This is a genomic window from Bradyrhizobium forestalis (assembly GCF_002795245.1).
Lineage (GTDB): Bacteria > Pseudomonadota > Alphaproteobacteria > Rhizobiales > Xanthobacteraceae > Bradyrhizobium > Bradyrhizobium forestalis.
Genome location: NZ_PGVG01000003.1, coordinates 303,271 through 326,440, shown reverse-complemented (window position 1 = coordinate 326,440; position 23,170 = coordinate 303,271). Strand labels below are relative to the sequence as shown.

Sequence of the window (23,170 nt, the reverse complement as noted above, 5' to 3'; positions counted from 1 at the left end):
AAAGCTATATGGCAATGTCAAGCCCACTTGCTGTGCGGGCGCATGCGTGCTTCTTAAGCAGTTAGCAAAGCTATGATTTCGCGGGAGAATAACCGAGTGACCGATGCGCTTTTAACGGCGTCGAGGCCCGAGCTGCTCGATAAGGATGGAGACCGCACGCTGCGCGGCCTGCTCTACGACTATTTTGCGTTCGGCCGCAGCCTGGAAACCGCCCGTGAAACCTTCGCGGGCTTTGTCGGCCTCTCTCCGACCCAGTATCTGATCCTGATCGCGATCAAGAATTCGACGGCAGAAGAACCGATGGGAGTCAACCAGGTCGCCGAACGACTGTACTTGAGCGGCGCCTTCGTCACCAACGAGATCAACAAACTTGTTTCCGACCGCCTGCTCGAGAAGAGTCCCCATCCGGAAGACGGACGACGAGTGCAACTTGCCCTCACCCAGCATGGCGTGAGCCTATTGATCCGTCTTGCCGCTTTGCAACGACCGGTCAACGACGCGTTGTTCGGGATGCTGACGCGCGAGGAGTTCAAAACGCTGACCCAACTTCTGTCTCGACTTGCATCTAACGCCGACAGTGCGTTGAAGCTCGCCGAACATGTTCGAGCGACGCTCACGTCTCAAGAGGATCAGCGGGCTTCCGCAACGAATTTGCCGCTCCCCCGCAAGAAGCGGCCCGCGACACTTCGCAAGACTCGCTCACGCCAGTAGAACGGACACCTCATGTCACCTTCCGAGCCTGGCCCCTCAAAGAGGCGCTGCCCACTCTGGCTCTCGATAGATTATTCTTGATCTCCCGGTGCACACGTCGTGCACACGCCGCCCTCTAAGCGATTGAAAAACCTGAACTCTCGCTCCAATCCATCATGGGGCGATAGAGAATTCATATTTCATATCAACGACTTAGAGAGTTTATCGATCCAATGCAACGAGAATCGACGGAATTTTCCTTTTGAAGATTCAAGGTCTTATCTGCTGGTTCGGATCTCAGACCGTTTTCGCTGTGCCAAAAGTGTGCCGCGCGTCATACCACGGCTATTCGCGACGTATCGTTTGGTGTGCCATGAGAGAGTGTCACCCTCACCCCGCTCGCAAGCGTTGGACCAGCGCGTTTTCTGTAACACGCTCGAAAGCCCAATCAGCCGCGATGCACTCAAAGATGTTGTCGCGAAAATAGAATAAGAAGTGGCGCGCCGGATTCGAAACACCACTCGCAATCTTCCAATCTATTGGGTCCATCAGGTGAGGGTCCGGACCTGCGATCTCGTAGAATTCGCCCCACTCCGGCGCCAACTTGCTGTAGCAACACTGCCCGCGATACCAACCTTCGTCATTGGTCGCGCCCGAGCGAAACCGGGAGCAGTTCAGGAAACGAAGTGCTCCTTCATCATCCTCCGCAAAGCATGTGAGGTCAGCGTTGATCCGACGTCCCGAATAGTAGACTACATGCGCCGCAACGCGAGCGTAGTTGAGGAAATGCCTCAATAGGGCGTGAGGGACATGATGAACTTGGATCACCCAACCAGCCGAGAAGGCCCACCGCCACATCATTCGACCTGAATGTGAACGCCGCCACGCGCCGTGTGCTCGACGACGGCGTCGATGCCATAGACCTGCCTCAGTGTCAGCGTCGTGATCACATCCCTTGAATGGCCATGCGCGAACAGCCGGCCCCCGCTCAATACCATCACCGTATCGGCCCATGATGCGGCGGCCTGGAGATCGTGCAGCACCATGATCACGATCATGCCCTTGCGTGCCTCCTCACGCACATTGGCTATCACCTGCTGTTGATAGCGCAGATCGAGCGCGCTGGTCGGCTCGTCCAACAGCAGCAGCCGTGGCTGCCGCACCAGCGCCTGCGCGAGGCTGGCCAACTGACGCTGGCCGCCGGAAAGCGTGTCGAACGGCTGAAGCGCGAGATCGAGGATTTTCAAGCGATCCAGCGCTTCGAGCGCGCGCTGCTGCGCATCGACACTCGTCCGCTCCATATCCATCGGCGAGGCGCGCAGAGCCGCGATGACGGCCTCGACGACCGTGAGCGACAGCCGCTGCGGCACGAACTGCGGCATGAAGGCGACCTTGCGCGCCCGCTCGCCGGTCGGGGCATCCAGCAGGTTTAATCCATCCAGCCGCACGCTGCCGCAGGCCGGTAACAGCCCCGCAAGCACACGCAGAAGCGTGGTCTTACCTGCGCCGTTCGGCCCGACCAGTGCAGTGATACGCCCCTGCTCGATCGGCGGCAGCGACAGATCCGTCAGCACCTCGCGCCCGCGATAACCTGCCCGCACATTTTCGATCTCTAGGCCGGCCATCGTCAAACCATCCGTCGCCGACTGAAGATCAGCGAGAAGAACACGGGCAGCCCCACCATCGCAGTGACGACCCCGATCGGAAGCAGCACGCCCGGAATGATCGCCTTGGACGCGACCGAGGCCAGCGACATGATGGCCGCCCCGGTCAAGGCGCTGGCGGGCAACAGGAGCCGGTGATCTTCGCCGATCGCGAGCCGTGCGATGTGCGGACCCGCAAGCCCGACGAAGCCGATCGTGCCGACGAAGGCGATCGCGGTCGAGGTCATCAGGCTGACGCGCAAGAGCGCCATCAGGCGCAGCCGCGTAATATTGATACCAAGGCTGCGCGCGCGGTCCTCGCCGAGCCGCAGCGCCATCATCGGCCAGGCCGCGCGCTGGGCGAACGGCAAAGTAACGAGGAGCGCGGCGGCGAGCACGCCTACCTTGTCCCAGCTCGCGCGCGACAGGCTGCCCATGGTCCAGAACACGAGTTGCTGAAGCGCCTGCTGGCTCGCCAGAAACTGCGTCAGCGCGACCAGTGCGTTGAAGGTGAAGAACAGCGCGATGCCGCAGAGCACAAGGATGTCCGTCCCGGAGGCGCGCCAGCGCACCACCAATTGCAACACCAGAACGACGGTCGTCGCGAACACGAAGGCGTTGGCCGAGATCAGCCAGGCCTGCGGCACGCCGGGAATGCCGACCCCGAGCACGATCGCCAGCGCCGCACCGAATGAGGCCGCCGACGACACGCCGAGGGTGAAGGGACTTGCGAGCGGATTATCGAGGATCGTCTGCATTTCCGCGCCCGCGGTCGCGAGCGCCAGCCCGACCAGGACGGCCAGGACGGCCTGCGGCAGGCGAACCTCCCAGAGGATCGCGGACTCCGGCGCGGGGAGCGAGTCCGGCCGAAAGATGCCACCGAGCGCACCGGCAAGCCCGAGCCGCGACGGGCCGGTGCCGAGATCGGCAACGAAAGCCGCGAACGCAACCAGCGCCAATAGCGCAAGCCAAGCGAACCGGCGCCGCATCAGTGCGCGATACGCGGCTGCCGTTTTCGCCAGCGGGTCGGGAGATGTATCCCCCTGCCCCAGGCCGAGATGCGGCGAAACGACACTCATTTCTGATCGATCCAGTACACACCCTGCAACGGCACGGCGAGAAAGCGGGCATTGAGCTCCGCAAGCGTCGCATCCGGATCAATATCGCGCGCGGTTTGCGGGTCAATCCACCGCACCAATGCTTCGGCCGCGACGATGTTGAGCGGCGTTGCGATGATGTTGTGGAACAGGCCGTGGACGCGGCCGCTGCGCACGGCGTTGAGGCCGGCGAAGCCTGGCCGCGCCACCACCGCGGCAAGCCGTTCGCGAATGGTTGCGGCCTCGAAGCCGGGGCCGATCACGAGTCCGCCCGATGCTCTCAGGTGCGCACCGCCCGTGCCGATATAGACGTCGGGATTGGCCGAAATGACATATTCGAGGCTGAGCTGCGCTGTCGGACCAGGCGCGACAGAGGCCGAGATGCTGTCGCCGCCGGCAAAGGTGACGAAGCGGCCGATATTGCCAGCGCCCGGCGCGTGGCAGCAATCGGCGACGCCGGCATGCGTCTCAAGCAGCACGCGTGGACGCGGCCCGGCCGCGCGCGCGACATGCTCTGCGATGCGCCTCATGTGCTGTTCGTAGAATTCCGCAAATTCATTGGCCCGCGCGTCCCGCCCGATTACCCGACCGAGAATACGTACGCTCGCGACCGTGTGCTCGAATGGCGCGACAAAGAAGTCGGTGAACACGACCGGAATGCCGGCAGCCTCGAGCTGCCGCGCCACGTCGTTGGCGCGGCCGCCGGGTGCAAAGCTGACGCCGAGCACGGCAACATCGGGCCTGATCTCGATGGCGCGCTCGACAGGGAACGTGCCGTCGCTGCCGATACCGAGTACCGGAACCTGGTCGATCTCCGGGAATTTCCGGCGGTATTGCGCGTAGCTCTCGCTGTCGTTGCGGCGGAAATCGCCGAGCCAGGCCGCAATGAAATCGATCGGCTTCGGAACGAGCAGCGAGAGTGCGATGATTTGGCGACCTTCCGCGAGCAACACGCGCATTGCCGGACGCGGAAGAGTACCCGTTCGTCCGGCGATATCGGTGACGACGACCGGCTCGTCCGCCGCCATAACCGGCTGCGGTGCGAATGCGAGGCGCGCGGTTGCTAGTACAGCAAGAGCGATGGTCACAAAACGGCGCATGATCTCACCTTGGGGCAGCTCAAATCGGAGCACAAGGCTGATGGCGGATGGAACGACAGAGGCATGGTCTTCTCCCCAAACACCCGAAACGAGACGTCGAGCGATGCGTCCCCGGACCGCGTGAGCGCGGCGACGCGGCAAGACTGGAGCGCCAGCGCTGCCGTCGCAATCGGAAACATGCCGTTGCCACCCAGCAAATAACGTGCTGGCAGCGATCTGCGCGGCCGCGGTTCCGGCTGCCAGACAAAGATCCGATAGTCGTGCCCGCCGGTCGAGCGCATATCGTGCACCGGAGCACCGGGCAGCATGGCGTTGGCGATCGGCCTGTCGTTGTTCCCTACCACTGGTATCGGATCGTCCCCATGGTCGAGCGGCCATTGCCATAGAAGCATTGGGTCGCGGAGGCACAGGCCGACACATAAGTCTTGTCGAGGAGATTGGTGACGTTCAACGCCAGCTTCCAGCCCCTGAACTGCGGCGACAGGCCGTTGAGGTCGTAGTGCAGCATGGCGTCGGCGAGGATATAGGCCGGCACGATCATCGCCATGGAGTTGATGTTGTCGCCGAAGGATTCGCCGACATAGCGGACGCCGCCGCCGAAGCCGAAGCCCGCCATCTTGCCGCTCTGGATAGTGTAATCAGCCCACAACGAGGCGGTATTTGCAGGCGCGCCGACCGGCACCTTGCCCTGGATCGAGATGCCGCTGACCACCTGCGTGCTCTTGGTAATCTCGATGTCGTTGTGGGCAACGGCCGCGATGATGTCGAGGCCGGGGATCGGCGTCAGCTTGGCGCTGAATTCGATGCCCTTGGAATTCACCTGGCCCTGCTGGATCTGGCAGTTGACGCCGGATTGGGTGCAGGCCGGATAGTTGGCGTAGAGATGCGCCGTATCCGTGGTCAGCACGTTGTTCTGCGTGATGTCGTAGAGCGACAACATGAAGAAGCCGTTGAAACCGTTGGGCTGGTACTTCACGCCGACCTCGTATTGCTGGCCGGTGGTCGGCACGAAGGCCGCACCGGTGTAGTCGGTACCGATGGTCGGCTCGAACGAGGTCGAATAGCTCACATAGGGCGCAAGCCCGTTGTCGAAGAGATAGGTCAGGCCGGTGCGCCAGGTGGTCGCGGAGTCCGAGGGATGGCTGCGGTTGGTGTAGACGCCGGTTGCGATCGTGCGCGTATCCGACGCGGCGCTGGCCCAGTCGTTGCGCACGCCGATCACTGCGGCGAGCTTGCCGAGCTTGATCTGGTCCTGGAGATAGACGCCGGTCTGCTCGCGATCCTGAAGCGTCTGCGTTGTGATTGCCGGCGCGGCGATCGTGCCGTAATTGGGATTGAGGTAATTGACGTAGGTGGTGGTGCCGTTGCCAAAGGAGGCGTCCGCCGAGCTCTTTTGGAAGTCGACGCCCGCCAGCACGGTGTGCTGGAGCCAGCCGGTGGCGAACTTCACCTCGGCCTGGTTGTCGATGGTGGCGGCCTGGAGCGTTTCGAGGTAATGCGTGCTCGTGCGGCCGATGCAGAGATTGGTCGTGGCACCGGCGCCGCAGGTCGCCCCGGCACCAAAACCGGTCACCGAGAGAGCCTTGAAATCGCTTGAGACGGTCATGTAGCGGAAGTTCTGCCGGACCGTCCAGGTCTCGTCGAAATGATGCTCGAACTCGTAGGCGATCGAATCCTGCGTGCGATCGTGGCCGTTGTAGTTCGGGTGGCCCGCGAAGAAGCTGCGCGGGATCTGGCCGTTCGGATTGATCTGGAGCGTGCCGAGCGCCGGAAGCCAGTTCGGCTGGTAGCTCGAGGGATCGCGGTCGTGCACGGCGCGGACGGTGAAGGTGGTGTCGACCGTCGGCCGCCACGTGATCATCGGCGCGATGAACTCGCGCTCGGTGGTGGTGTAGTTGACTTCGGTGTCGGCCTTGCGGCCGAGCCCGATCAGCCGATAGAGCAACTGCCCGTCCTGGGTGATGGGACCGCTGACGTCGAAGCCGCCCTCGATGCGGTTGTGATCGCCGAAGCGGGTGAACACCTCGCCTTGCGGCGTTGCCGACGGGCTCTTGCTGATCAGATTGACCATGCCGCCGAGATTGTTCTGGCCGTAGAGCACCGAAGCCGGGCCGCGCAGGATCTCGACCCGCTCGAGAAGATACGGATCGACCGACGGCATCGCATAGGAGACGCCGCGCGGCAACCGCAGGCCGTCCCAGAAATGCAGGTAGTTGGCATTGGCGCCGAAGCCGCCGAAGCCGCGGATGAACACGTTGTCAAAGCGGTCACCGACTCGGGTCTCCGAGACGACCCCTGGCTCGTACCGCAGGGCCTCGGCGACCGAACGGACGCCCTGGGACGTCATCTGCTCGCGGGTCACGACCGTGATCGACTGCGGCGTCTCCATGATCGAGCTGTCGGTCTTTGATCCGGTGCCGGTGCGATGGGCGACGATACCCCGCACCGGCCCGCGTGCCGTTTCCTTCGGTGCAACCAATGCCGCAGCCGGCTTCGGTTGGCTCGTGGCGGCTGTGCGCGGCGCGACGGACGTGGCGCGCACCGGACGGCGCGGAGCCCGCGGTGCAGAGCTCTCGACCACGACCGGCGGGAGGCTTGTCCCATTCGTCGATTGCGCATGAGCGACGTGGAGGGCACCGGGCCACTGGCCCGCGACAATCAGCGCCGAGGCAGCGTAGAGCATCCACTTTCCGCGAGAAATTGCCATCATCCCCTTGTCCAAGAATTCGCCACGGCACCCCCGCGCCGCGCTGCATCCGGTGTTGCACGATGGGAAAACTGGACCTAGGGGCCGACTTTCGTTCGCCGGACTCTCGCTTTCGCTCAGAGTTAGGAAACCTAAAAACTGGGACAGGATGTGGTTGATCCTACCGTCAGCGCAGGCTGCTCGGCGAGACGCCAAAGCGCTTGCGGAATATGGTGGCGAAATGGGCGGCGCCATAGCCGACGTGGAAGGCCGCTTCCGACACGCTCATTTCGCCTGTCGAGATCAGCTTGTAGGCCTGCTCCAGCCGGTATTCCTGGAGGAAGCCGAACACGCTCGCGCCAAAGACCTGGCGAAATCCGGACGAGAGCTTCCGCACATTGAGTCCGATCTGCTGCGCCAGCGCGTCGAGACTTGGCGGCTCCCGCATCGAGGCCACCAGCAGATCGCGGGCCTTGCGGATGCGCTCGACATCGCGCACCGCGAGCCGGCTGCCGGCATCGCCCGTCTGCGTGGTGCAGGAGGAGATCGCGAGCGCTACGAGCTGCATCGCCTTGCCGCAAAGATAGAGCTCGCGCTCGGGACCGCGGATCGGGCAGTTCGTGATCTGCGACACCAGCACCTGCAGCGCGCGGCTCGCCGGACAGGAAGCAAGCTTCGCACCGCTATGGCTGGCGCCTCCGATCGCGGCGAACGACCGGTCGAGCGCATCCGTCATCTCGGCGCCGAGCACGCTCTCGTTCATCTGCACGATCAGGTAGCGGATCGGCGCATTGGCCGCGAAGACCTGGTCTCGCTCCGCATCCGCCGAGCTGCGGATCAGCAGCACGGTCGGTCCGCACACCTCGCGCCCGCGGCCACCGCCGACGCTGATCTGCAAACGGCCGCTCAAGAGCACCACGGTCTTGATACCCGCAGGCAGGGCCGTATTGACCCGCTTGGGCTGATCGAAGCGGTTGATTCCAGCCGCGAGGACGAACCCGCCCGACATCATTATCAACCGCTCGTTCAAATCCACTCCTTCGGAGGCGATCGGTCCCGTCACGATTCTCCCGTTCTCAAGACCGCTGCATCTCAAGCCTGCGATGGCGAACCCTCAAACATGAGGCACAGGTACAACTTAGACTCACTGCTCGGCAGAGGGCTACGATCGAGCGATCAGATTAAATGACTTCTAAACTGGCTCATGATGATTGCGCTCAACAGCACAACGTCCAGAAACGATCGTGCCCCATGGACATATAGCGCCGCCTCCCTGACCAGGCGGAGGCACGCAACCATCCTATTTTAGTCTACCAGAGATGGTCGAACGGCGCCCTTCAGCGGGCCCAGTTGGCAATCGGAAGCGAGCATTTTGAAACGAAGTCCGGCGAAAGTCGGATTTCTCTCTCTGTCGGGGCGGATGCGGCTGATACCTCGCTCATCATTGTTGACGGGGCGGTCTGACTGGATGCGGGCGCCGACCTTGCAATTATCCGCTTTCAACGAGCAAAAGCGGCTCCGGCGAAACGAAGAGCATGACAAAGCATCGCTGTGACGATGCTCGCATGATCGTCGTCCTCGCCGAGTTCAAACCGCACATCCGCCTGCGCGCCGAACGCCGCACTGACCTCACCGGAAATTTCGCGCGCATTGTCGATCATGCGGCGAACTTTGCGGATATCATGATACTTGTCGCCGAAGTTTGCCGTCGCCTGCCAGGGCGCAAGTTCCTGCTCCCAGCGGCCGACCGCCGTAAAGAGGCGGATCGGCCGCGTGACGGCGTTCGCTGACGCCAACGCCCGCGATAGGCCCGTTCTGTCCCACCAGACCGAGGGGCTGAAGCTGATATAGCCGTTGAACATGTCCGGCCGCTGCGATAGCAGGTCCAGCACGAAATAACCGGCGAGAGAGTGTCCCAGAAGAATGCGACGGCCCGGATCGACGTTGAGCCGCGACTGGACATGCGGCAGCAACTGATTTCCAAGGAAGCGGATATAGGCGGCCTGGCCGCCGCAGCCATCTGTGGCCTTGTCCGGAAATACGCTGGCATCCGCGGGCCCGCGCGTGAAGTCCAGATGGCGGCGGTCGGTATTGTATCCATTCGTATTGGGATAGCCGATGCCGACGACAATCGCCGGAACGATGCCGGTCGCCTTTGGACGCCGAGAGACACGCCGCACGGTCTCAGCGACGGTGATGAAATCTGAATTTCCGTCCAGCACATAAATAACCGGAAAGCCGCTAACGGGCGGCTCTGCTTCCGGGACATAGATGAAGATCTCGTAACAAAGCCCTGTTTCTGACGAGCGCAACGCAAATCTCGAGCACCCCGGCACGACGAGCGATTCAGGGACCGACGAGCCCGACAGGTCATTGCTCGTTGGCGCGCTCCCTGGGGTCTCTCCCACAGCTTTCTCATGCATGCAGCGTTGCGCCTCCGTCGACATAGATGTCGGCCATCGTGATATGCCCTGCCTTATCCGACAGCAGGAACAAAATCGAATTGGCGATATCCTCTGGGGTCGCAAGCTTGCGAAGCGGAATGCCGGTCTTGAAATTCTCAAGGGAGCCCTCGATCACCCGCTCACCACCGCGCTCGTCGCTCCACATGCCCGTCTGCATCGGCGTCAGCGTCGATCCGGGAGCCACGATATTGCAGCGAATGCCATACTCGGCCAGCTCCAGGCCGAGGCAACGGGTGAACATGGTCGCAGCCGCTTTCGAAGCGGCATAGGCTGCCATATTCTTGCGCGGAATGCCTGCGGCATTGGAGCTTACCGTGACGATACCGCCCTTGCGACGCGGCGCCATACGGCGGGCGAGCGCTCGAGAAACATGGAACACCCCGGCCACGTTGACAGAAAAGACTCGTTCCCATTCTACGTCGCTCGTTTCCACGACCGCGGTCGTGGAAAGTACGCCGGCGACATTGACGCCGAAGTCGATGCCACCGCATTGCGCGGCCATCTCTCCGACAACGCGTTCCACGTCGGCGCCTTTCGTCACGTCGAGCGAACGAGCGAAGAGATTGTCGCAGGCAAGTTCGGCCAGCGCACCCGTCGAACTATCGGTGGCAAAGACAGTCGCGCCCTCCCGCAACAACGCCTTGACCACCGCAAACCCGATCCCGCCGGCTGCGCCCGTCAAGAACACCGTCTTGCCGTTGAACTCGCTCACGGCTCATCTCCCTTTGCTCTTCCGATCTCGTGCTCCAGAAGTGCCGCCTTCAACATCGGCGCGACATGGAGCACGGCTTCAGCGCCCGTCATGTGTGCGTGAACGAGAGGGACATCCCGGATATCGAGTGATCCGATGTAGGGCATCCAGCTTTCCGGCCGAAGCCCTGTCCGGTCATTGGCTTGATCCCCGGCCGCCCGAAAGTGCAACACCGGACCATCGTAGCGGCTATGGCGATGCCCGCGCACCAGGCGATTGTTGAGAGCCACCACCCGGACCATGCCATCAAGCGCCGCCGCGGGCAGCCGACTGAGCGGACTTTCGCTTTCGGCAAGAAAAGTCATGACCGCATCGCGCGTCAGTGGCAGTTCCGGCAGTCCATCGGGATCGTGGCCACCGATCGCAAGCAGTGCCCTCAATTCGGCACCCGGCCCCGGATCTGGCTCATCGCGCCAGCAATCGCAGGGGTAGGCGTCCAGCATGGCAACAACGCCGACCTTCTGCCCCATCTCTATCAAATGCACAGCGATCGCCTGCGCAAGGATACCGCCGATCGACCAGCCGACGACATGAATCATCTGTCGGTCTGCGATGAACGCGATGCGGCGCGCATAGTCGCGCGCCATATCATCAAGACTTTCCGGCGCTTGCTCATCAGGATCGAGCGCCAGAGCCTGAACACCCCAAGCGGGCCTGTCGGCACCGAGCGCTCGGGCTAGTCCATTGTAGCACCAGCAAAGCCCGCCGGCCGGATGAAGCATGAAGACCGGTGCCCTGCCCCGATCGGCCGCGTTCAGCTTGACCAGCGGCTGCAGTCCCGCGCCTTCGCTCGCAGCCCCTCGATCCAGATATTTGGCGAGCCTGCCGATGGTGGAATTCTCGAACAGGACACCGATGCCCGGTTCATGACCGGTCGTTTCGCGCAAGTGCAGCATCAGCTCCACCGCCAGGAGCGAATGCCCGCCGAGATCAAAGAAATCATCATCGACCTGAAACGGCCCCTCAGCCTGCAAGACCCGCTCGAACAGCATTGCAACAAGCTTTTCGTTTTCCGTGGCAGGCGCGTGACCACGACCGCCGGCGAAGACAGGCGCCGGCAACAGCTTGCGATCGAGCTTGCCGTTGGTGCTCACCGGCAGCGCGTGGAGCACGACGACCGCCGAGGGCATCATGTAGTCCGGCAGAAAGCGTTTGGCGTGGGCGAGAATGTCATCCGCAGCTCCATTGTCCGCCTCGCCACCTTCCAGGGTAACATAGGCAACGATGCGTTTTTCTCCCGCCTGATCCTCCCGAACGTCAGCCACCGCCTGCGTCACCACCGGATGGGACAGGATTGCCGCTTCGATCTCGCCGAGCTCGATGCGCAGGCCACGCAGTTTGATCTGATGATCGGAGCGTCCGAGATAGAGGATCGCGCCATCGGCGCGAACACGCGCGAGATCGCCCGTACAATACATGCGCTCTCCGGGATGGAAGGGATCGGCAACGAAGCGTTTCGCTGTCAGCTCCTTCTGGCCGAGATATTCGCGCGCCAGTTGAGCTCCGGCAAGGTAGAGATGCCCCTCGACGCCGACCGGCACAGGTCGCATATGGTCGTCAAGCACGTAAAGACGTGTGTTCCAGACCGGGTAGCCGATCGGGACCGGGCGCGAGGAATCGCCCGCGACGGCCGGCCAATAGCTGACATCGACCGCAGCTTCGGTCGGGCCATAGAGATTGTGCAGCTCCGCCGTCATTCGCTCAAGAAAGCGATCGCGCAGATCGGCCGTGAGCTCCTCACCGCTGCAGAAGACCCGCTTCATCGCGATACCGCGCGAACCGGGCTCCGCCAGAAAGGCCGACAACATCGAGGGCACGAAATGGATCGTCGTGATCTTCTCGTCCCGGATGATCTGCGCAATGGCCCTCGGGTCCTTGTGCGCGTCGGGCGGAGCAATCACGAGGATTCCGCCAGAAAGGAAAGCGAGGAAGAATTCCCAAACGGAAACGTCGAAGGTCATCGGCGTCTTCTGCAGGATGACATCGCTACAGCCGAAGTCGTAATGCTGCCGCATCCATTCGAGTCGGTTGACGATCGCCGCATGCTCGACCACGACGCCCTTCGGCTCCCCAGTGGAGCCAGACGTATAGATCACATAGGCGGCACTCTCGCCGGCTGTCTGCCCAAGCGCGCGACCTTGCGGGTTGGTCGGCCAGGCAGGCGGCGAAAACATCTCGATCGTACCAAGCGGGTCGCTGTCCTCGGCACCAAGGACAAGAATCGGGCGCGACGACGCCAGGATCCTGTCCAGCCGCTCCCGCGGATGGGCGAGATCGAGCGGCATATAGGCCGCACCCGCGCGCAGGATCGCGATCAGCGCCACGATGAGATCGAGCGAGCGCGGCAGCGTCACGGCCACGATCGTGTTCCGTCCGGCGCCGCGCGCGACAAGCGCCTCCGCCAACGCCGCCGTGCGGCGATCAAGTTCGGCGTAGGTGAGAGATCGGCCGCCGAAGCGTAGCGCCTGCCTGTCGGCAAAGAAAACGAAGCTGTCTTCCAGCAGCTGCGACAGCGTCCTGTCCGTGACCGGATGCGCGGTATCGTTCAGACGCTCGAGCAGCCAGCAACGCTCCTCATCTGTGACCGTTGCCACCTCGCGCAGCGACCGGCCCGCAAGGGCCGCCTCGACGGCCGCACCGACGAAATTCGCAAGGCGGCTGGCATGGCTCTCGGCCTCTCCCGCTTCGTACAGAACGGGATTGGTATCGACTTCAAGGCTGAGACACTGGGCCGTCGGGTCACCGCGAAAGGTGAAGGTGATGTCGTCTACCGGCCCGGTTCCCAGAGTGGTCAGCCTCGTTTCCAGGCCAGCAAGCCGTGGGACTGCATCGAAGGGCAGAATATTGACAAGAGGACCACAGAGCCGCCGTTGGCCGCCAAGGAGTCCAAGGTCGCGACGCATCTGTTCGCTGCGATGGCGCCCGTGGCGGCGATCTCGCGCCATTCGGCCGGCCGCCTGCGCGAGCCATTGGACAAGCCCTCCCTCCTCATCGACGTCGAGGCGCAGCGGCAATATGTTCATCAGCATCGTCGGAACCCGGGCCGCCGGCGAGCCGAAACGCCCCATGAACGGCACGCCGATCGTGATCTCATTGCGCCTGACATGGCGGGCGAAATAGGCCCCGGCCAGCGCCGTCAGAAGATCGGCCCAGGAAAGTTGCATCGTGCGAGCCAGGCGCAGGAGGCTGTCGCAAATATCCGGTGCGAGCATTCTTTCGAAGTGGTCATAGAATGATGCGGAACGCGCCAGCCCTGCCTTCAGACCTGCTACCTCCGGCATATCGCGCAAGGCTTCGTGCCAATAGGCCGCATCGCGCCCGGACCGCTCCGATCCTCGGTACGCCTTCTCTTCGTCAATGGCGACACCGAGCGCGGTCAGTCCTGCGCCTTTCGGTCCGCCAGCGACTTTAGCGTTGTAGATCTCCGCAATGCGCTGCGTGACGAGACCTGTCGCAAACCCGTCCGTCACCACATGATGCATGCGCTGATACCAGATGTAGCGTTCCGCGCCGAGGCGAAAGAGTATCTGCCGCGCAAGCGGCCCGTTTGCCAGATCGAGAGGGCCGTTCATATCCGTTCGCATGGCCGTCAGGGCGTCGCTCTTCGGATCGCGGCGAAGCGCCATATCTTCCACTTCGAGCAGCGGTCGATTGCGCTCCTCGACGATCTGCACATCCTTGCCGGTGATGCGAACGGACAGGCCATCGGCCTCCATCGCGAGCTGCCGAACCGCGGTCTCGAATGCCGCCACATCGAGCTTTCCATCGATTTCGACATAATGCCCGGTATTGAATACGGGATTGGCCGGATCGATGCTCTGTGCAAACCAGATGCCGGACTGCGCCTGCGTCAGGGGAAGCTCGCGCACCGGCCGGTCAGGGGCGGCTCTCACGCTTGGTGCCGTCATGATCGTGTCTCCGCGATCTCGTTCATGTGCCGCTTGACGAGCTGCCACCAACCGGCGAGCGTCGGACACGTGGCCATTTGGGAGAAATCGAGATCCACGCCACGTTCCTGCCAGATCAGAACCAGGTTCATGGCGCGCATCGAGTCAAGCCCGAGGTCCATCAGATTGTCATCGTCACCGATCTCCGCGGAGCCGATATGGATGATGGCGGCGACGTCTTCGCGCATGAGGTCGAGGCTGAGCGGCTTGGTCATGCGTCCGCCCTCCCGTTCATCGCGCGGATGAGCGCCACGACCGACAAGGGAATTCCACAAGTCGCGGCGACATAGCTCAAGGCCAAATCGTGTTGCTCACGAGAAAAGTCAGCCATCGCGTCGGCGACGAAGAACGGCTTGATGTCCCGCTGGAATGCCTCGCCTGCCGTCATCAGGCAACCGATATGCGCGTAGATCCCGCTGATGACGATTTGGTCGCGGCCGCGCACCCGCATCAGATGAGCAAGATTGCTCTGCTGAAAGGCGCTGTAGCGATGCTTGACGACAACGATATCGTCCGCCGCCGGGCGCAGCAGATCGATGATGGGCTGATGTTCCGGCGTGGTGGTCATGCCCGGTCCCCACAGATCGGCTTGGAGTCCCCGGTCGCGGCGATCCTGGTTACCGTTCTGCGCTGTATAGAAGACCGGCACCCCCGCCGTCACCGCCGCAGCTTTCAGGCTAACGATGTTGGCAATGACCGGAGCAATCGGCGAGGCGTCTGGTTCGAAAGCACTGACGAAGTAGTTTTGCATATCATGGATCAGCAGCGCGGCCCGGTCGGGATCGAAAGCCCATTTGGCGCGTGCGGGCGGAATCTGTGCGACGAAAGGAAGCTCGTAGCTCGCTATTTTCGGTAGCCTCATGTCAGTCCTCTCGGTACGGTCTTGAGAAATTGCTCGCGAAGCTGCTGCCGCAGCACCTTGCGGTTGACTTTACCGACCGCCGTCGTCTGGAAGGCACCGACGAACACGATCTGGTCGGGCACCTTGAACTCGGCGAGGCCACGTCCACGCACGAAAGCCTTGAGCGCCGCCACTCCTGGGCTCTCCCCCTTCGGTATGATGAAAGCGCAACTTCGTTCGCCGAGATAGGGATCTGGGATCGAGACCACCGCCGCATCGAAGACGCCGGGATGAGCCAAAAGCTGATCCTCGATCTCTTCGGCGGAAACCTTCTCACCAGCTCGGTTGATATGATCTCCCGCTCGCCCCCGCACCACGAGATAGCCTTCCCCCGTGCGCGAAACGATGTCGCCCGTGCGATAATAACCATCCTCCGTGAAGGCACGCGCGTTCGCGGCATCGTCGTTGTGGTAGCTCCGGATGGTATAGGGTCCGCGTGTGAGCAACTGACCAGGCTCGCCGTCGGCAACCGGATTGCCGTAATCGTCGACGATCAGCACCTCGTCGTCGGGGCTGATCGGCCTGCCCTGCGTGTTGACGATGATGTCGTCGGGATCGTCGAGTCGCGTGTAGTTCACCAGTCCCTCGGCCATGCCGAAGACTTGCTGCAAGGTGCAGCCGAGCGCGGCACGGACGCGGGAAGCCGCCTCGGGCATGAATTTCGCGCCGCCGACGAGCAGGACTTCGAGACTTGAGATGTCATACTTGGACGTCGAGGCTGCTTGCATCCATAACAGCGCCAACGGAGGGACAACGCCGGTCATCGTCACACGCTCCTGTTCGATCAGGGCGAAGGCCGCCTCCGCACTGGGAGACGGGCACATGACGATGCGGCTGCCGGCATAGAGAGCGCCGAAAACGCCCGGCGAACTCATCGGGAAATTATGCGCGACCGGCAAGGCCGCCATGAAGACGCTGTCTTTGCCCAAGCCGCAGATATCGGCGCTGGCACGGAAGCTGTAGATATAGTCGTCATGAGTGCGTGGGATGAGCTTCGGCAGCCCCGTGCTGCCGCCTGATATCTGCAGAAAAGCGACTTCGGCCGGCGAAGGGAGCGGTGGGAGCGCCTGCTCGCTGCAAGGTATATAGTCAAGCGCACGAAATTCTTCGGCGTCTCCGATCACCACGACATGGCGAAGGCCGATGGCCCTCGCCCTCACCTCGCGGGCGAGCACGCGGTAGTCGAAGCCTCCATCCCCGGCCGTGATCACGTAAGCGCTCGCCTGCGCCTTCTCCACGAAATGCGAGATCTCGGTGACGCGATGGGCGGGAAGCGCAAAAACCGGGATCAGATTGGCGCGGAAAAGTCCGAAAACGACGGACAGGAATTCGGGTATATTGGGCAGTTGCACCACAACCCGTTCGCCGGGACGAAGCCCGAGCGCGAGGAAGCGGGCGGCGTTTTCATTGGCCCGCTCAAGCAGCCCCGCATAGGTCCAGCGCTGCTCGCCGCCAATGACGGCAATACGATCGGGGGTCTCGCGGGCGCGCTGCGCGAGAAAGCCCGACATGGTTTCTCCGCGCCAATAGCCTTTCTCGCGATAGCGCAGAGCATATTTCTCCGGCCAGACTTGCTTCAGCTCCGACATGGCGGGCCTCACTCGTCAAACCTGCCGCCATCAATGCCAAAGGCATCTAGCATTGCGCGGAACTTGGCGGAGGTTTCGATCACCTCGCCCTCCGGCGTAGATCCCGGCACGATGCCTGCGCCTGCATAGAGCCGCGCGTGGTTGCCGTCGAGTTCGGCGCAACGGATGGATACATGCCAGCGCCCATCACCCGCCGAGTCGCACCAGCCGACGGCGCCGGCGTAGAACTCCCGATCATAGGGTTCGAGTTTCATGATCTGGTCGTTTGCGAGATTGCGCGGCAGACCGCAGACCGCTGGCGTCGGATGCAGGAGGCCGACGAAATGGACCGATGACAGCGACGCGTCCTTGAGCTGGCCAACGATACGCGTGCCGAGATGCCACATGCTTGCCGTTGCCCGCAAGCAGGTCCCTTCGGGGGTCGAGAGATCGACGCAATACGGTGCGAGGATATCCAGAATGGACTCGACCACCATCGCATGCTCGCGGCGATCCTTGTCGGAGGCGAGAAGTCGGTTGCCAGCCTGGCGGTCCTCCGCTGTGTCACGATGACGACGGGCCGAGCCCGCGAGCGGATGAGAAACGATATGCCCGCCCCGCTTCTCGAGAAGGAGTTCCGGCGTTGCGCCGATCAGGCAGCGGAGCCGATGCAAACGTGCCGGCAAGGGGGTCGCAAAGACCGTAACACTTTCGTCCACTGAGAGCTTGCGCATCAGGTCAGCCGCGGAGAAATCGCGGTTCGCCATCACTTTCAGGCTGCGTGACAGGACGACCTTGCGCATGGTGGCGCCCGGTGCGTTCAATTGGTCGAGAGCGACAGCAACGGCATTGGCGAACTCGGCGGCAGCCGGGTCCGGATCGACCGACAGAATCCTGGGGGCGGCCGCGTGCGATGATGCGCCACCGCCGAGGCCGGGGATGGCGCCGATATCATGCTTCCCCTGGACGCGAAGAACGCGTTCGGGCTGAACAAGATGCGATGGCTGCGTTGGATCGAATGGCAGAGCGCCAACGAGAACGTCGGGCCCCTCGGTTTGCTTTTCGAAGAAGTCGCTGGTGAGCTCCGCGAGGTTGGCAAGTGCACCATCGCCCAGGGTCGCAAGCTGCCCGAGCGCGAGCATCGTCTGACCGGCCGTCTTGAAGACAAAGGGAATTGGACGGGCGAGCGCAGGCTCCGCCTGCACCTCTTCGTCGATCCAAATAAGGGGGGTTGCCATGCTACGCTCCGGTGTTCGTTGTGGATGGAATATCTGTTGCCCCTCGATATCGCCCCGGCGATCGTCGATCGGTCCTGTCGGTTCGTGCAAGCGATACGACCATGGGGCTTTCGAGTGTCCGTCGCATCGCCTCGATTTCCAGATGTTCAAACAGCTTGGGGGGCCAACCGGCGACGAACTCGAGCGCGAACAGGTCAAGCGGCGAACTGAACATCTGCGGCGATATTGCGCGCACGCGCGAAGACCGCGAGCCAGCCGGATGACCCCGTCAACACCAGAAGCAACGCCGGGATCACCGCGACCAACGTCCGGGCAATGGAATGCGCCTTGATGCGGGAGGTCATCTTGTACATCACGATTATTTCGGCTTCGGGGACCCAAGCTGCGGCTTGCGAAAGGCAGCCGCTCAGGGTCGGCGGCGAACCAGGGTCATCCCGTCGCCAAGCGGCAACATGGACATGTCTACCCGCTCATCGTCACGGATCTTCACATTGAGGCGGCGCAGAGCCAGGGTTTCCGAGCTGTGGTCTTGAGGATCGGCAACCGATCGCCCCCAGAACACATTATCGAAGCAAATCAGGCCCGCCGGCCGGAGCAAGCGCAGGCTGTACTCGTAATAGGTGTCGTAGCTTTCCTTATCGGCGTCGATGTAGACGAAATCGAAAGCTCCCTCGCCTTCGTCGCCAAGAAGACGCCCGAGTGATACGATGGCATCGCCGAGCTCAAGTGCGACGCGGTCTATCACCCCCGCCTTCCGCCAGTAGCAGCGTGCGATCGCCGTCCATTCTTCGCTGGCATCCAGCGTGACGAGCCGACCGTCCGGCGGCAGCGCGAGCGCCATGGCAAGCGCGCTGTAGCCAGTGTAAGTGCCAATCTCCAGCACCCGCTTCGCAGCGATTGTCTTCATCAAAAAAGCGAGCAACTGGCCGGCAGGGGGCGATGTCACCATATTGCCTTCGGGCAGCGCCAGGGTTTCTTCGCGCAACTTCCGCTGCACGTCGGTCTGACGCGTACCGAATTCGACCGCGTATTGTCGTATCTGGATGTCCGTCACGTGCTTCATGTCCAATCCTCGGGTCCGTTGCGCGCCCGTCACGACCTCGAGGAAGCCGTGGCCACGCTCGTTCGAGCGGCTCCTCGGAGCACTGGTTGGCGGATCGCAGGCGGAGATATATTTCTCGTTGAGCAGGCGATCGCACTGACAGTCGCTTCCAGCGCGTGGCAAGAAGCGCCGCCCAACCCTTACTGGCACAAGTGCCCGCGTGCGACCTAGGGGCAAGCTTTCGCTCGCCGGACTCTCGCTTTCGATCAAGATTAGGAGACCTACAAAGTGCTTGCCCAGTGCTCCCCGCCATCAACGCAAGCTACTGGGCGAGATGCCAACGTTTGCGGAAAATGGTGCAAAGTGGGCGGGGCAAGACCCGACATGAAAGGACGCCTGCGACACCCTCATTTCGCCGGTCGATATCAGTGGGGCCGCGTGAAGAGCGCCCTCGACTATGTCGAGGACTTGGCGAACGAGGCTTCGCCCTATTTCGAAGGCCGGCAAGTGGCATCATTGCGAACCGGCGCGGGATTGCAAGGCGGTGCAAACGCTGGTCAGGTTGCGGAGCGTAGTACACGCCTTGCGCGGATGGCCAACCCCGCTCGGCGTTGTCGTCCACACCACGGAACCCGTGTCTAACGCGGACGGACAGTATACTTCCGTAGAGTTGGGCGAAAGCGTCCCCCCGCCGCTTCAACCGCGGCAGCCCCGGCGCGGGGCGCTCTGGTACGATCGAGCTACGTCGGCATCATCGGCAAGAAGACGGCCTTCTGACGCGCCGAACCTTTCAACCGAACGCGAGGAGAGGACGTCACAGCCGGTGACGTCTTCTCATCGTGGGGACACATTTGACTAGACCTGCACCGACGTCAGCTTCTTTAGACAGCGCAGCGCAAACGACGATCGGCTGTGGCGGATGCCCGGGATGCGATAGAGCTTTTCGCGCAGGAAGCGTTCATAGCCGGCGGTGCTCTCGACCGCGACCTTCACGACGTAATCGTAGTCGCCCGTAGTGAGATAGGCTTCGATCACCTCCGGCAAGCTCGTGAGCAGTTGACCAAAGCGTTCGAGCATCTCTTCGTCGTGGCGATCGAGGGTCAGCTCGATGATGACGGTCTCAGGCAGGCCGAGCTTGTCCTGATTGAGCAGGGCGACATAGCCATCGATATAGCCCTGCGTCTCCAGGCGCTTCAGCCTGTTCCAGCACGGCGTGGTCGAGAGCCCGATCTTGTCGGCGAGTTGCGCCGTCGTCAGGCGCGCATCCTGCTGCAAGGCGCGCAGGATCTTGCGATCAATCTCGTCGAGCCGAAGCGCATCCTTGCGGGGAGCTTTGACCGACCTTGCGCCACGTCCGACCGGCGCCATACCAAGAAGTCCATTCTGGGATTACGGTCAGTACTTAGAAAATTCATACCGTAAAACTAGCCTACACCCAGATTAAAAGAACAACAATCCTGAACTTTGCCAGTACGATATCCCAATAAAATGAGACATATGCGGTGTTTCTTCTCGAACTTCAGACCAACGATATGCACGCCGCACTCGGCCGCCTGCTCGACCAGACGCGCGTCGCGGGGCTTCGGCTTGCTGCCGTCAGCGCACGAGCAGACGCGAGCGAATGCCGTATCTCGGCTTCCATAGATATCGACGACCGCGACATCATCGACCGGCTCGTTCGGCGCGTTGGCGCGTTGTTCTGCATTGATGCAATCGAGGTGAGGGGTGAATGCCAATGCCCGACCAGAACCTCACAAATGACACCATGAGCTCGCGGCGCGAAGCAATTCGGTCGCCGGAGCCTGCGCCCCTGAAACTGCATGTACCGGAGCCGGCGGTGCGCCCGGGCGGAAAACCCGATTTCTCGAACATCCGCATTCCGCGCGCCGGCCAGGTCGATCGTCCCAACGTCGACGTGGACGCCGAGGCCATACGCGACCTCGCCTTTTCCGTGATCCGTGTGCTCAATCGCGACGGTGAAGCCGTCGGCCCCTGGGCCGGCGCGCTCTCCGACGGCGAATTGCTCGAGGGCTTGCGCCACATGATGACGTTGCGTGCCTTCGATGCACGCATGCAGATGGCGCAGCGTCAGGGCAAGACGTCGTTCTATATGCAGCATATGGGCGAAGAGGCCGTGAGCTGCGCCTTCCGCAAGGCGCTTCTTCCGGGCGACATGAATTTTCCGACCTACCGCCAGGCGGGGCTCTTGATCGCCAGCGGCTATTCGCTGGTCGAGATGGCCTGCCAGATCTACTCCAACACCCACGATCCCCTGAAGGGGCGCCAGCTGCCCGTGATGTATTCCTCACGGGAGCACGGCTTCTTCTCGATCTCCGGTAATCTCGCCACCCAGTACATCCAGGCGGTCGGCTGGGCGATGGCATCTGCGATCAAAAACGACACCAAGATCGCGATCGCCTGGATCGGCGATGGAGCAACCGCCGAATCCGACTTCCACGCCGCCCTCGTGTTCGCCTCGACCTACCGCGCGCCGGTCGTGCTCAACATCGTCAACAATCAATGGGCCATCTCGACCTTCCAGGGCATCGCACGCGGCGGTTCCGGCACGTTCGCAGCGCGCGGTCTCGGCTTCGGCATTCCGGCGCTGCGCGTCGACGGCAACGACTACCTCGCGGTCCATGCAGTGGCGAAATGGGCCTGCGAGCGCGCACGCCACAATCTCGGCCCGACCCTGATCGAGCACGTAACCTATCGCGTCGGCGCGCATTCCACTTCGGACGATCCAGCCGGCTATCGGCCGAAGACGGAATCCGAGGCATGGCCGCTGGGAGACCCCGTGATCAGGCTGAAGAACCATCTGATCGTGCGCGGCGCCTGGTCCGAGGAGCGGCACAAGCAGACCGAAGCCGAGATCATGGACACCGTGATCGCGGCGCAGAAGGAGGCCGAGAGCCACGGCACGCTGCATTCTCCTCAGCATGCCTCGGCGCGCGACATGTTCGAAGGCGTGTTCGCGGAGATGCCGCCGCATCTACGCCGGCAACGCCAGGAAGCCGGAGTCTGAGCGATGTCGCGCAAAACCATGATCGAGGCGATCCGTGAGGCCATGGATGTGATGATGTCGCGCGACGATGACGTCGTGGTGTTCGGCGAGGACGTCGGCTATTTCGGCGGCGTGTTTCGCGCAACCCAGGGCCTGCAAGCGAAATATGGAACGAGCCGTTGCTTCGATACGCCGATCAGCGAGCTCGGCATCGTCGGCGTCGCGGTGGGCATGGCGGCCTATGGATTGAAACCGTGTGTCGAGATCCAGTTCGCCGATTACATGTATCCGGCCTACGACCAGATCGTCTCCGAAGCGGCGCGGCTGCGCTACCGCTCCAATGGCCAGTTCACATGTCCTCTCGTCGTGCGGATGCCGACCGGCGGCGGCATCTTTGGCGGCCAGACGCATAGCCAGAGCCCGGAAGCGCTGTTCACCCATGTCTGCGGTATCAAGACCGTCGTGCCGTCGAATCCGCGCGATGCCAAGGGCCTGCTGATATCGGCGATAGAGGACCCCGATCCCGTGATCTTCCTCGAACCGAAGCGACTCTATAACGGCCCGTTCGACGGCCATCATGACCGGCCGGTGACACCATGGTCGAAGCATGACCTCGGTGAGGTCGACGACGGACATTTTGCAATTCCGCTCGGCAGCGCTGCGATCCGCAGGCAAGGCAAGGCCATCACCATCCTTGCCTACGGCACGATGGTTCATGTCGCCGAGACGGCCGCGGCGGAAACCGGCATCGACGCCGAGATCATCGATCTGCGCACCTTGCTGCCGCTCGATCTCGACACCATCGAAGCCTCGGTCAAAAAGACCGGACGCTGCGTGATCGTGCATGAGGCAACGCTTACATCCGGCTTTGGCGCTGAGCTCTGCGCGCTGGTGCAAACGCGGTGCTTCTATCACCTGGAGGCACCGATCGTTCGCGTTGCCGGCTGGGATACGCCCTACCCGCATGCGCAGGAATGGGACTACTTCCCGGGACCGGCGCGGATCGGCCGCGCACTGATCGAAACCCTGGAGGCCTGA

Annotated in this window: 19 protein-coding genes; 4 read left to right on the top strand and 15 right to left on the bottom strand. The window is 62.5% G+C overall.

All coding sequences use genetic code 11. The annotated features are described in order from the left end of the window. Window positions 1-96 precede the first annotated feature (96 nt). Entirely contained in the window at window positions 97-711 is a 615-nt protein-coding gene (locus tag CVM73_RS05890; protein WP_245452224.1) for a MarR family winged helix-turn-helix transcriptional regulator, read from the top strand. 836 nt (window positions 712-1,547) lie between these two features. Here CVM73_RS05890 and CVM73_RS05880 read toward each other — a convergent pair. The 15 genes from CVM73_RS05880 to CVM73_RS05810 all read right to left on the bottom strand — a co-directional run bounded on the left by CVM73_RS05880 (window position 1,548) and on the right by CVM73_RS05810 (window position 20,496). Then, entirely contained in the window at window positions 1,548-2,315 is a 768-nt protein-coding gene (locus CVM73_RS05880; protein ID WP_100231060.1) for an ABC transporter ATP-binding protein, read from the bottom strand. A 2-nt stretch (window positions 2,316-2,317) separates the two neighbouring features. Next, a complete protein-coding gene (locus CVM73_RS05875) occupies window positions 2,318-3,322 on the bottom strand; it encodes a FecCD family ABC transporter permease (RefSeq protein WP_245452232.1) in 1,005 nt (334 codons plus the stop codon). A gap of 86 nt (window positions 3,323-3,408) precedes the next feature. Next, entirely contained in the window at window positions 3,409-4,914 is a 1,506-nt protein-coding gene (locus tag CVM73_RS05870) for an ABC transporter substrate-binding protein (RefSeq protein WP_245452223.1), read from the bottom strand. Then, window positions 4,868-7,213, bottom strand: coding sequence for a TonB-dependent siderophore receptor (locus tag CVM73_RS05860; protein ID WP_245452222.1), 2,346 nt, complete (start codon window positions 7,211-7,213; stop codon window positions 4,868-4,870). Before CVM73_RS05860 ends, CVM73_RS05870 begins: the two co-directional genes overlap by 47 nt. Window positions 7,214-7,403: 190 nt before the next feature. Further along, a complete protein-coding gene (locus tag CVM73_RS05855) occupies window positions 7,404-8,279 on the bottom strand; it encodes a helix-turn-helix transcriptional regulator (protein WP_208639170.1) in 876 nt (291 codons plus the stop codon). A gap of 436 nt (window positions 8,280-8,715) precedes the next feature. Continuing rightward, window positions 8,716-9,528 (bottom strand): alpha/beta hydrolase, encoded by an 813-nt coding sequence (locus CVM73_RS05850; protein ID WP_245452221.1) that lies wholly within the window; start codon window positions 9,526-9,528, stop codon window positions 8,716-8,718. A 103-nt stretch (window positions 9,529-9,631) separates the two neighbouring features. Next, window positions 9,632-10,393: a 2,3-dihydro-2,3-dihydroxybenzoate dehydrogenase gene (locus tag CVM73_RS05845; RefSeq protein WP_100231053.1), complete on the bottom strand. Its 762-nt coding sequence runs from the start codon at window positions 10,391-10,393 to the stop codon at window positions 9,632-9,634. Then, window positions 10,390-14,340 (bottom strand): non-ribosomal peptide synthetase, encoded by a 3,951-nt coding sequence (locus tag CVM73_RS05840; protein ID WP_100231052.1) that lies wholly within the window; start codon window positions 14,338-14,340, stop codon window positions 10,390-10,392. The genes CVM73_RS05845 and CVM73_RS05840 overlap by 4 nt, the downstream gene beginning before the upstream one ends. Beyond that, window positions 14,337-14,594: a phosphopantetheine-binding protein gene (locus tag CVM73_RS05835; protein ID WP_100231051.1), complete on the bottom strand. Its 258-nt coding sequence runs from the start codon at window positions 14,592-14,594 to the stop codon at window positions 14,337-14,339. Before CVM73_RS05835 ends, CVM73_RS05840 begins: the two co-directional genes overlap by 4 nt. Beyond that, the gene (locus CVM73_RS05830) at window positions 14,591-15,241 is read right to left on the bottom strand and encodes an isochorismatase family protein (RefSeq protein WP_100231050.1); all 651 of its coding nucleotides are present in this window, start codon (window positions 15,239-15,241) and stop codon (window positions 14,591-14,593) included. The genes CVM73_RS05835 and CVM73_RS05830 overlap by 4 nt, the downstream gene beginning before the upstream one ends. After that, entirely contained in the window at window positions 15,238-16,869 is a 1,632-nt protein-coding gene (locus CVM73_RS05825) for a (2,3-dihydroxybenzoyl)adenylate synthase (RefSeq protein ID WP_100231049.1), read from the bottom strand. Before CVM73_RS05825 ends, CVM73_RS05830 begins: the two co-directional genes overlap by 4 nt. Window positions 16,870-16,877: 8 nt before the next feature. Next, on the bottom strand, window positions 16,878-18,086 hold the full coding sequence (locus tag CVM73_RS05820; protein WP_100231048.1) for an isochorismate synthase: 1,209 nt from the start codon (window positions 18,084-18,086) through the stop codon (window positions 16,878-16,880). A 194-nt stretch (window positions 18,087-18,280) separates the two neighbouring features. After that, window positions 18,281-18,439: a hypothetical protein gene (locus CVM73_RS39655; protein ID WP_158237542.1), complete on the bottom strand. Its 159-nt coding sequence runs from the start codon at window positions 18,437-18,439 to the stop codon at window positions 18,281-18,283. Between the two features lie 53 nt (window positions 18,440-18,492). Continuing rightward, window positions 18,493-19,149, bottom strand: a complete 657-nt coding sequence (locus CVM73_RS05815; RefSeq protein WP_100231047.1) for an O-methyltransferase — start codon at window positions 19,147-19,149, stop codon at window positions 18,493-18,495. A gap of 834 nt (window positions 19,150-19,983) precedes the next feature. Further along, the gene (locus CVM73_RS05810) at window positions 19,984-20,496 is read right to left on the bottom strand and encodes an Lrp/AsnC family transcriptional regulator (protein ID WP_100231046.1); all 513 of its coding nucleotides are present in this window, start codon (window positions 20,494-20,496) and stop codon (window positions 19,984-19,986) included. Window positions 20,497-20,630: 134 nt separating this feature from the next. On the opposite strand from CVM73_RS05810, the gene CVM73_RS05805 reads away from it, so the two are divergent. From CVM73_RS05805 to CVM73_RS05795, 3 genes are read left to right on the top strand one after another with little or no spacing between them, the layout of a single operon-like run. Continuing rightward, complete coding sequence (locus CVM73_RS05805) at window positions 20,631-20,897, top strand: hypothetical protein (RefSeq protein ID WP_100231045.1); 267 nt, start codon at window positions 20,631-20,633, stop codon at window positions 20,895-20,897. Further along, complete coding sequence (locus CVM73_RS05800; RefSeq protein ID WP_100231044.1) at window positions 20,894-22,153, top strand: 3-methyl-2-oxobutanoate dehydrogenase (2-methylpropanoyl-transferring) subunit alpha; 1,260 nt, start codon at window positions 20,894-20,896, stop codon at window positions 22,151-22,153. The genes CVM73_RS05805 and CVM73_RS05800 overlap by 4 nt, the downstream gene beginning before the upstream one ends. Window positions 22,154-22,156: 3 nt before the next feature. Next, complete coding sequence (locus CVM73_RS05795; RefSeq protein ID WP_100231043.1) at window positions 22,157-23,170, top strand: alpha-ketoacid dehydrogenase subunit beta; 1,014 nt, start codon at window positions 22,157-22,159, stop codon at window positions 23,168-23,170.

Coding starts and splice junctions, on each gene's coding strand:
- CVM73_RS05870 (WP_245452223.1), bottom strand. CDS start 4,914: ATGGCAATGGCCGCTCGACCATGGGGACGATCCGATACCAGTGGTAGG.
- CVM73_RS05835 (WP_100231051.1), bottom strand. CDS start 14,594: ATGACCAAGCCGCTCAGCCTCGACCTCATGCGCGAAGACGTCGCCGCC.
- CVM73_RS05820 (WP_100231048.1), bottom strand. CDS start 18,086: ATGGCAACCCCCCTTATTTGGATCGACGAAGAGGTGCAGGCGGAGCCT.
- CVM73_RS05880 (WP_100231060.1), bottom strand. CDS start 2,315: ATGGCCGGCCTAGAGATCGAAAATGTGCGGGCAGGTTATCGCGGGCGC.
- CVM73_RS05840 (WP_100231052.1), bottom strand. CDS start 14,340: ATGACGGCACCAAGCGTGAGAGCCGCCCCTGACCGGCCGGTGCGCGAG.
- CVM73_RS05830 (WP_100231050.1), bottom strand. CDS start 15,241: ATGAGGCTACCGAAAATAGCGAGCTACGAGCTTCCTTTCGTCGCACAG.
- CVM73_RS05860 (WP_245452222.1), bottom strand. CDS start 7,213: ATGCTCTACGCTGCCTCGGCGCTGATTGTCGCGGGCCAGTGGCCCGGT.
- CVM73_RS39655 (WP_158237542.1), bottom strand. CDS start 18,439: ATGTACAAGATGACCTCCCGCATCAAGGCGCATTCCATTGCCCGGACG.
- CVM73_RS05800 (WP_100231044.1), top strand. CDS start 20,894: ATGAGCTCGCGGCGCGAAGCAATTCGGTCGCCGGAGCCTGCGCCCCTG.
- CVM73_RS05795 (WP_100231043.1), top strand. CDS start 22,157: ATGTCGCGCAAAACCATGATCGAGGCGATCCGTGAGGCCATGGATGTG.
- CVM73_RS05810 (WP_100231046.1), bottom strand. CDS start 20,496: ATGGCGCCGGTCGGACGTGGCGCAAGGTCGGTCAAAGCTCCCCGCAAG.
- CVM73_RS05875 (WP_245452232.1), bottom strand. CDS start 3,322: ATGCGGCGCCGGTTCGCTTGGCTTGCGCTATTGGCGCTGGTTGCGTTC.
- CVM73_RS05825 (WP_100231049.1), bottom strand. CDS start 16,869: ATGTCGGAGCTGAAGCAAGTCTGGCCGGAGAAATATGCTCTGCGCTAT.
- CVM73_RS05815 (WP_100231047.1), bottom strand. CDS start 19,149: ATGAAGCACGTGACGGACATCCAGATACGACAATACGCGGTCGAATTC.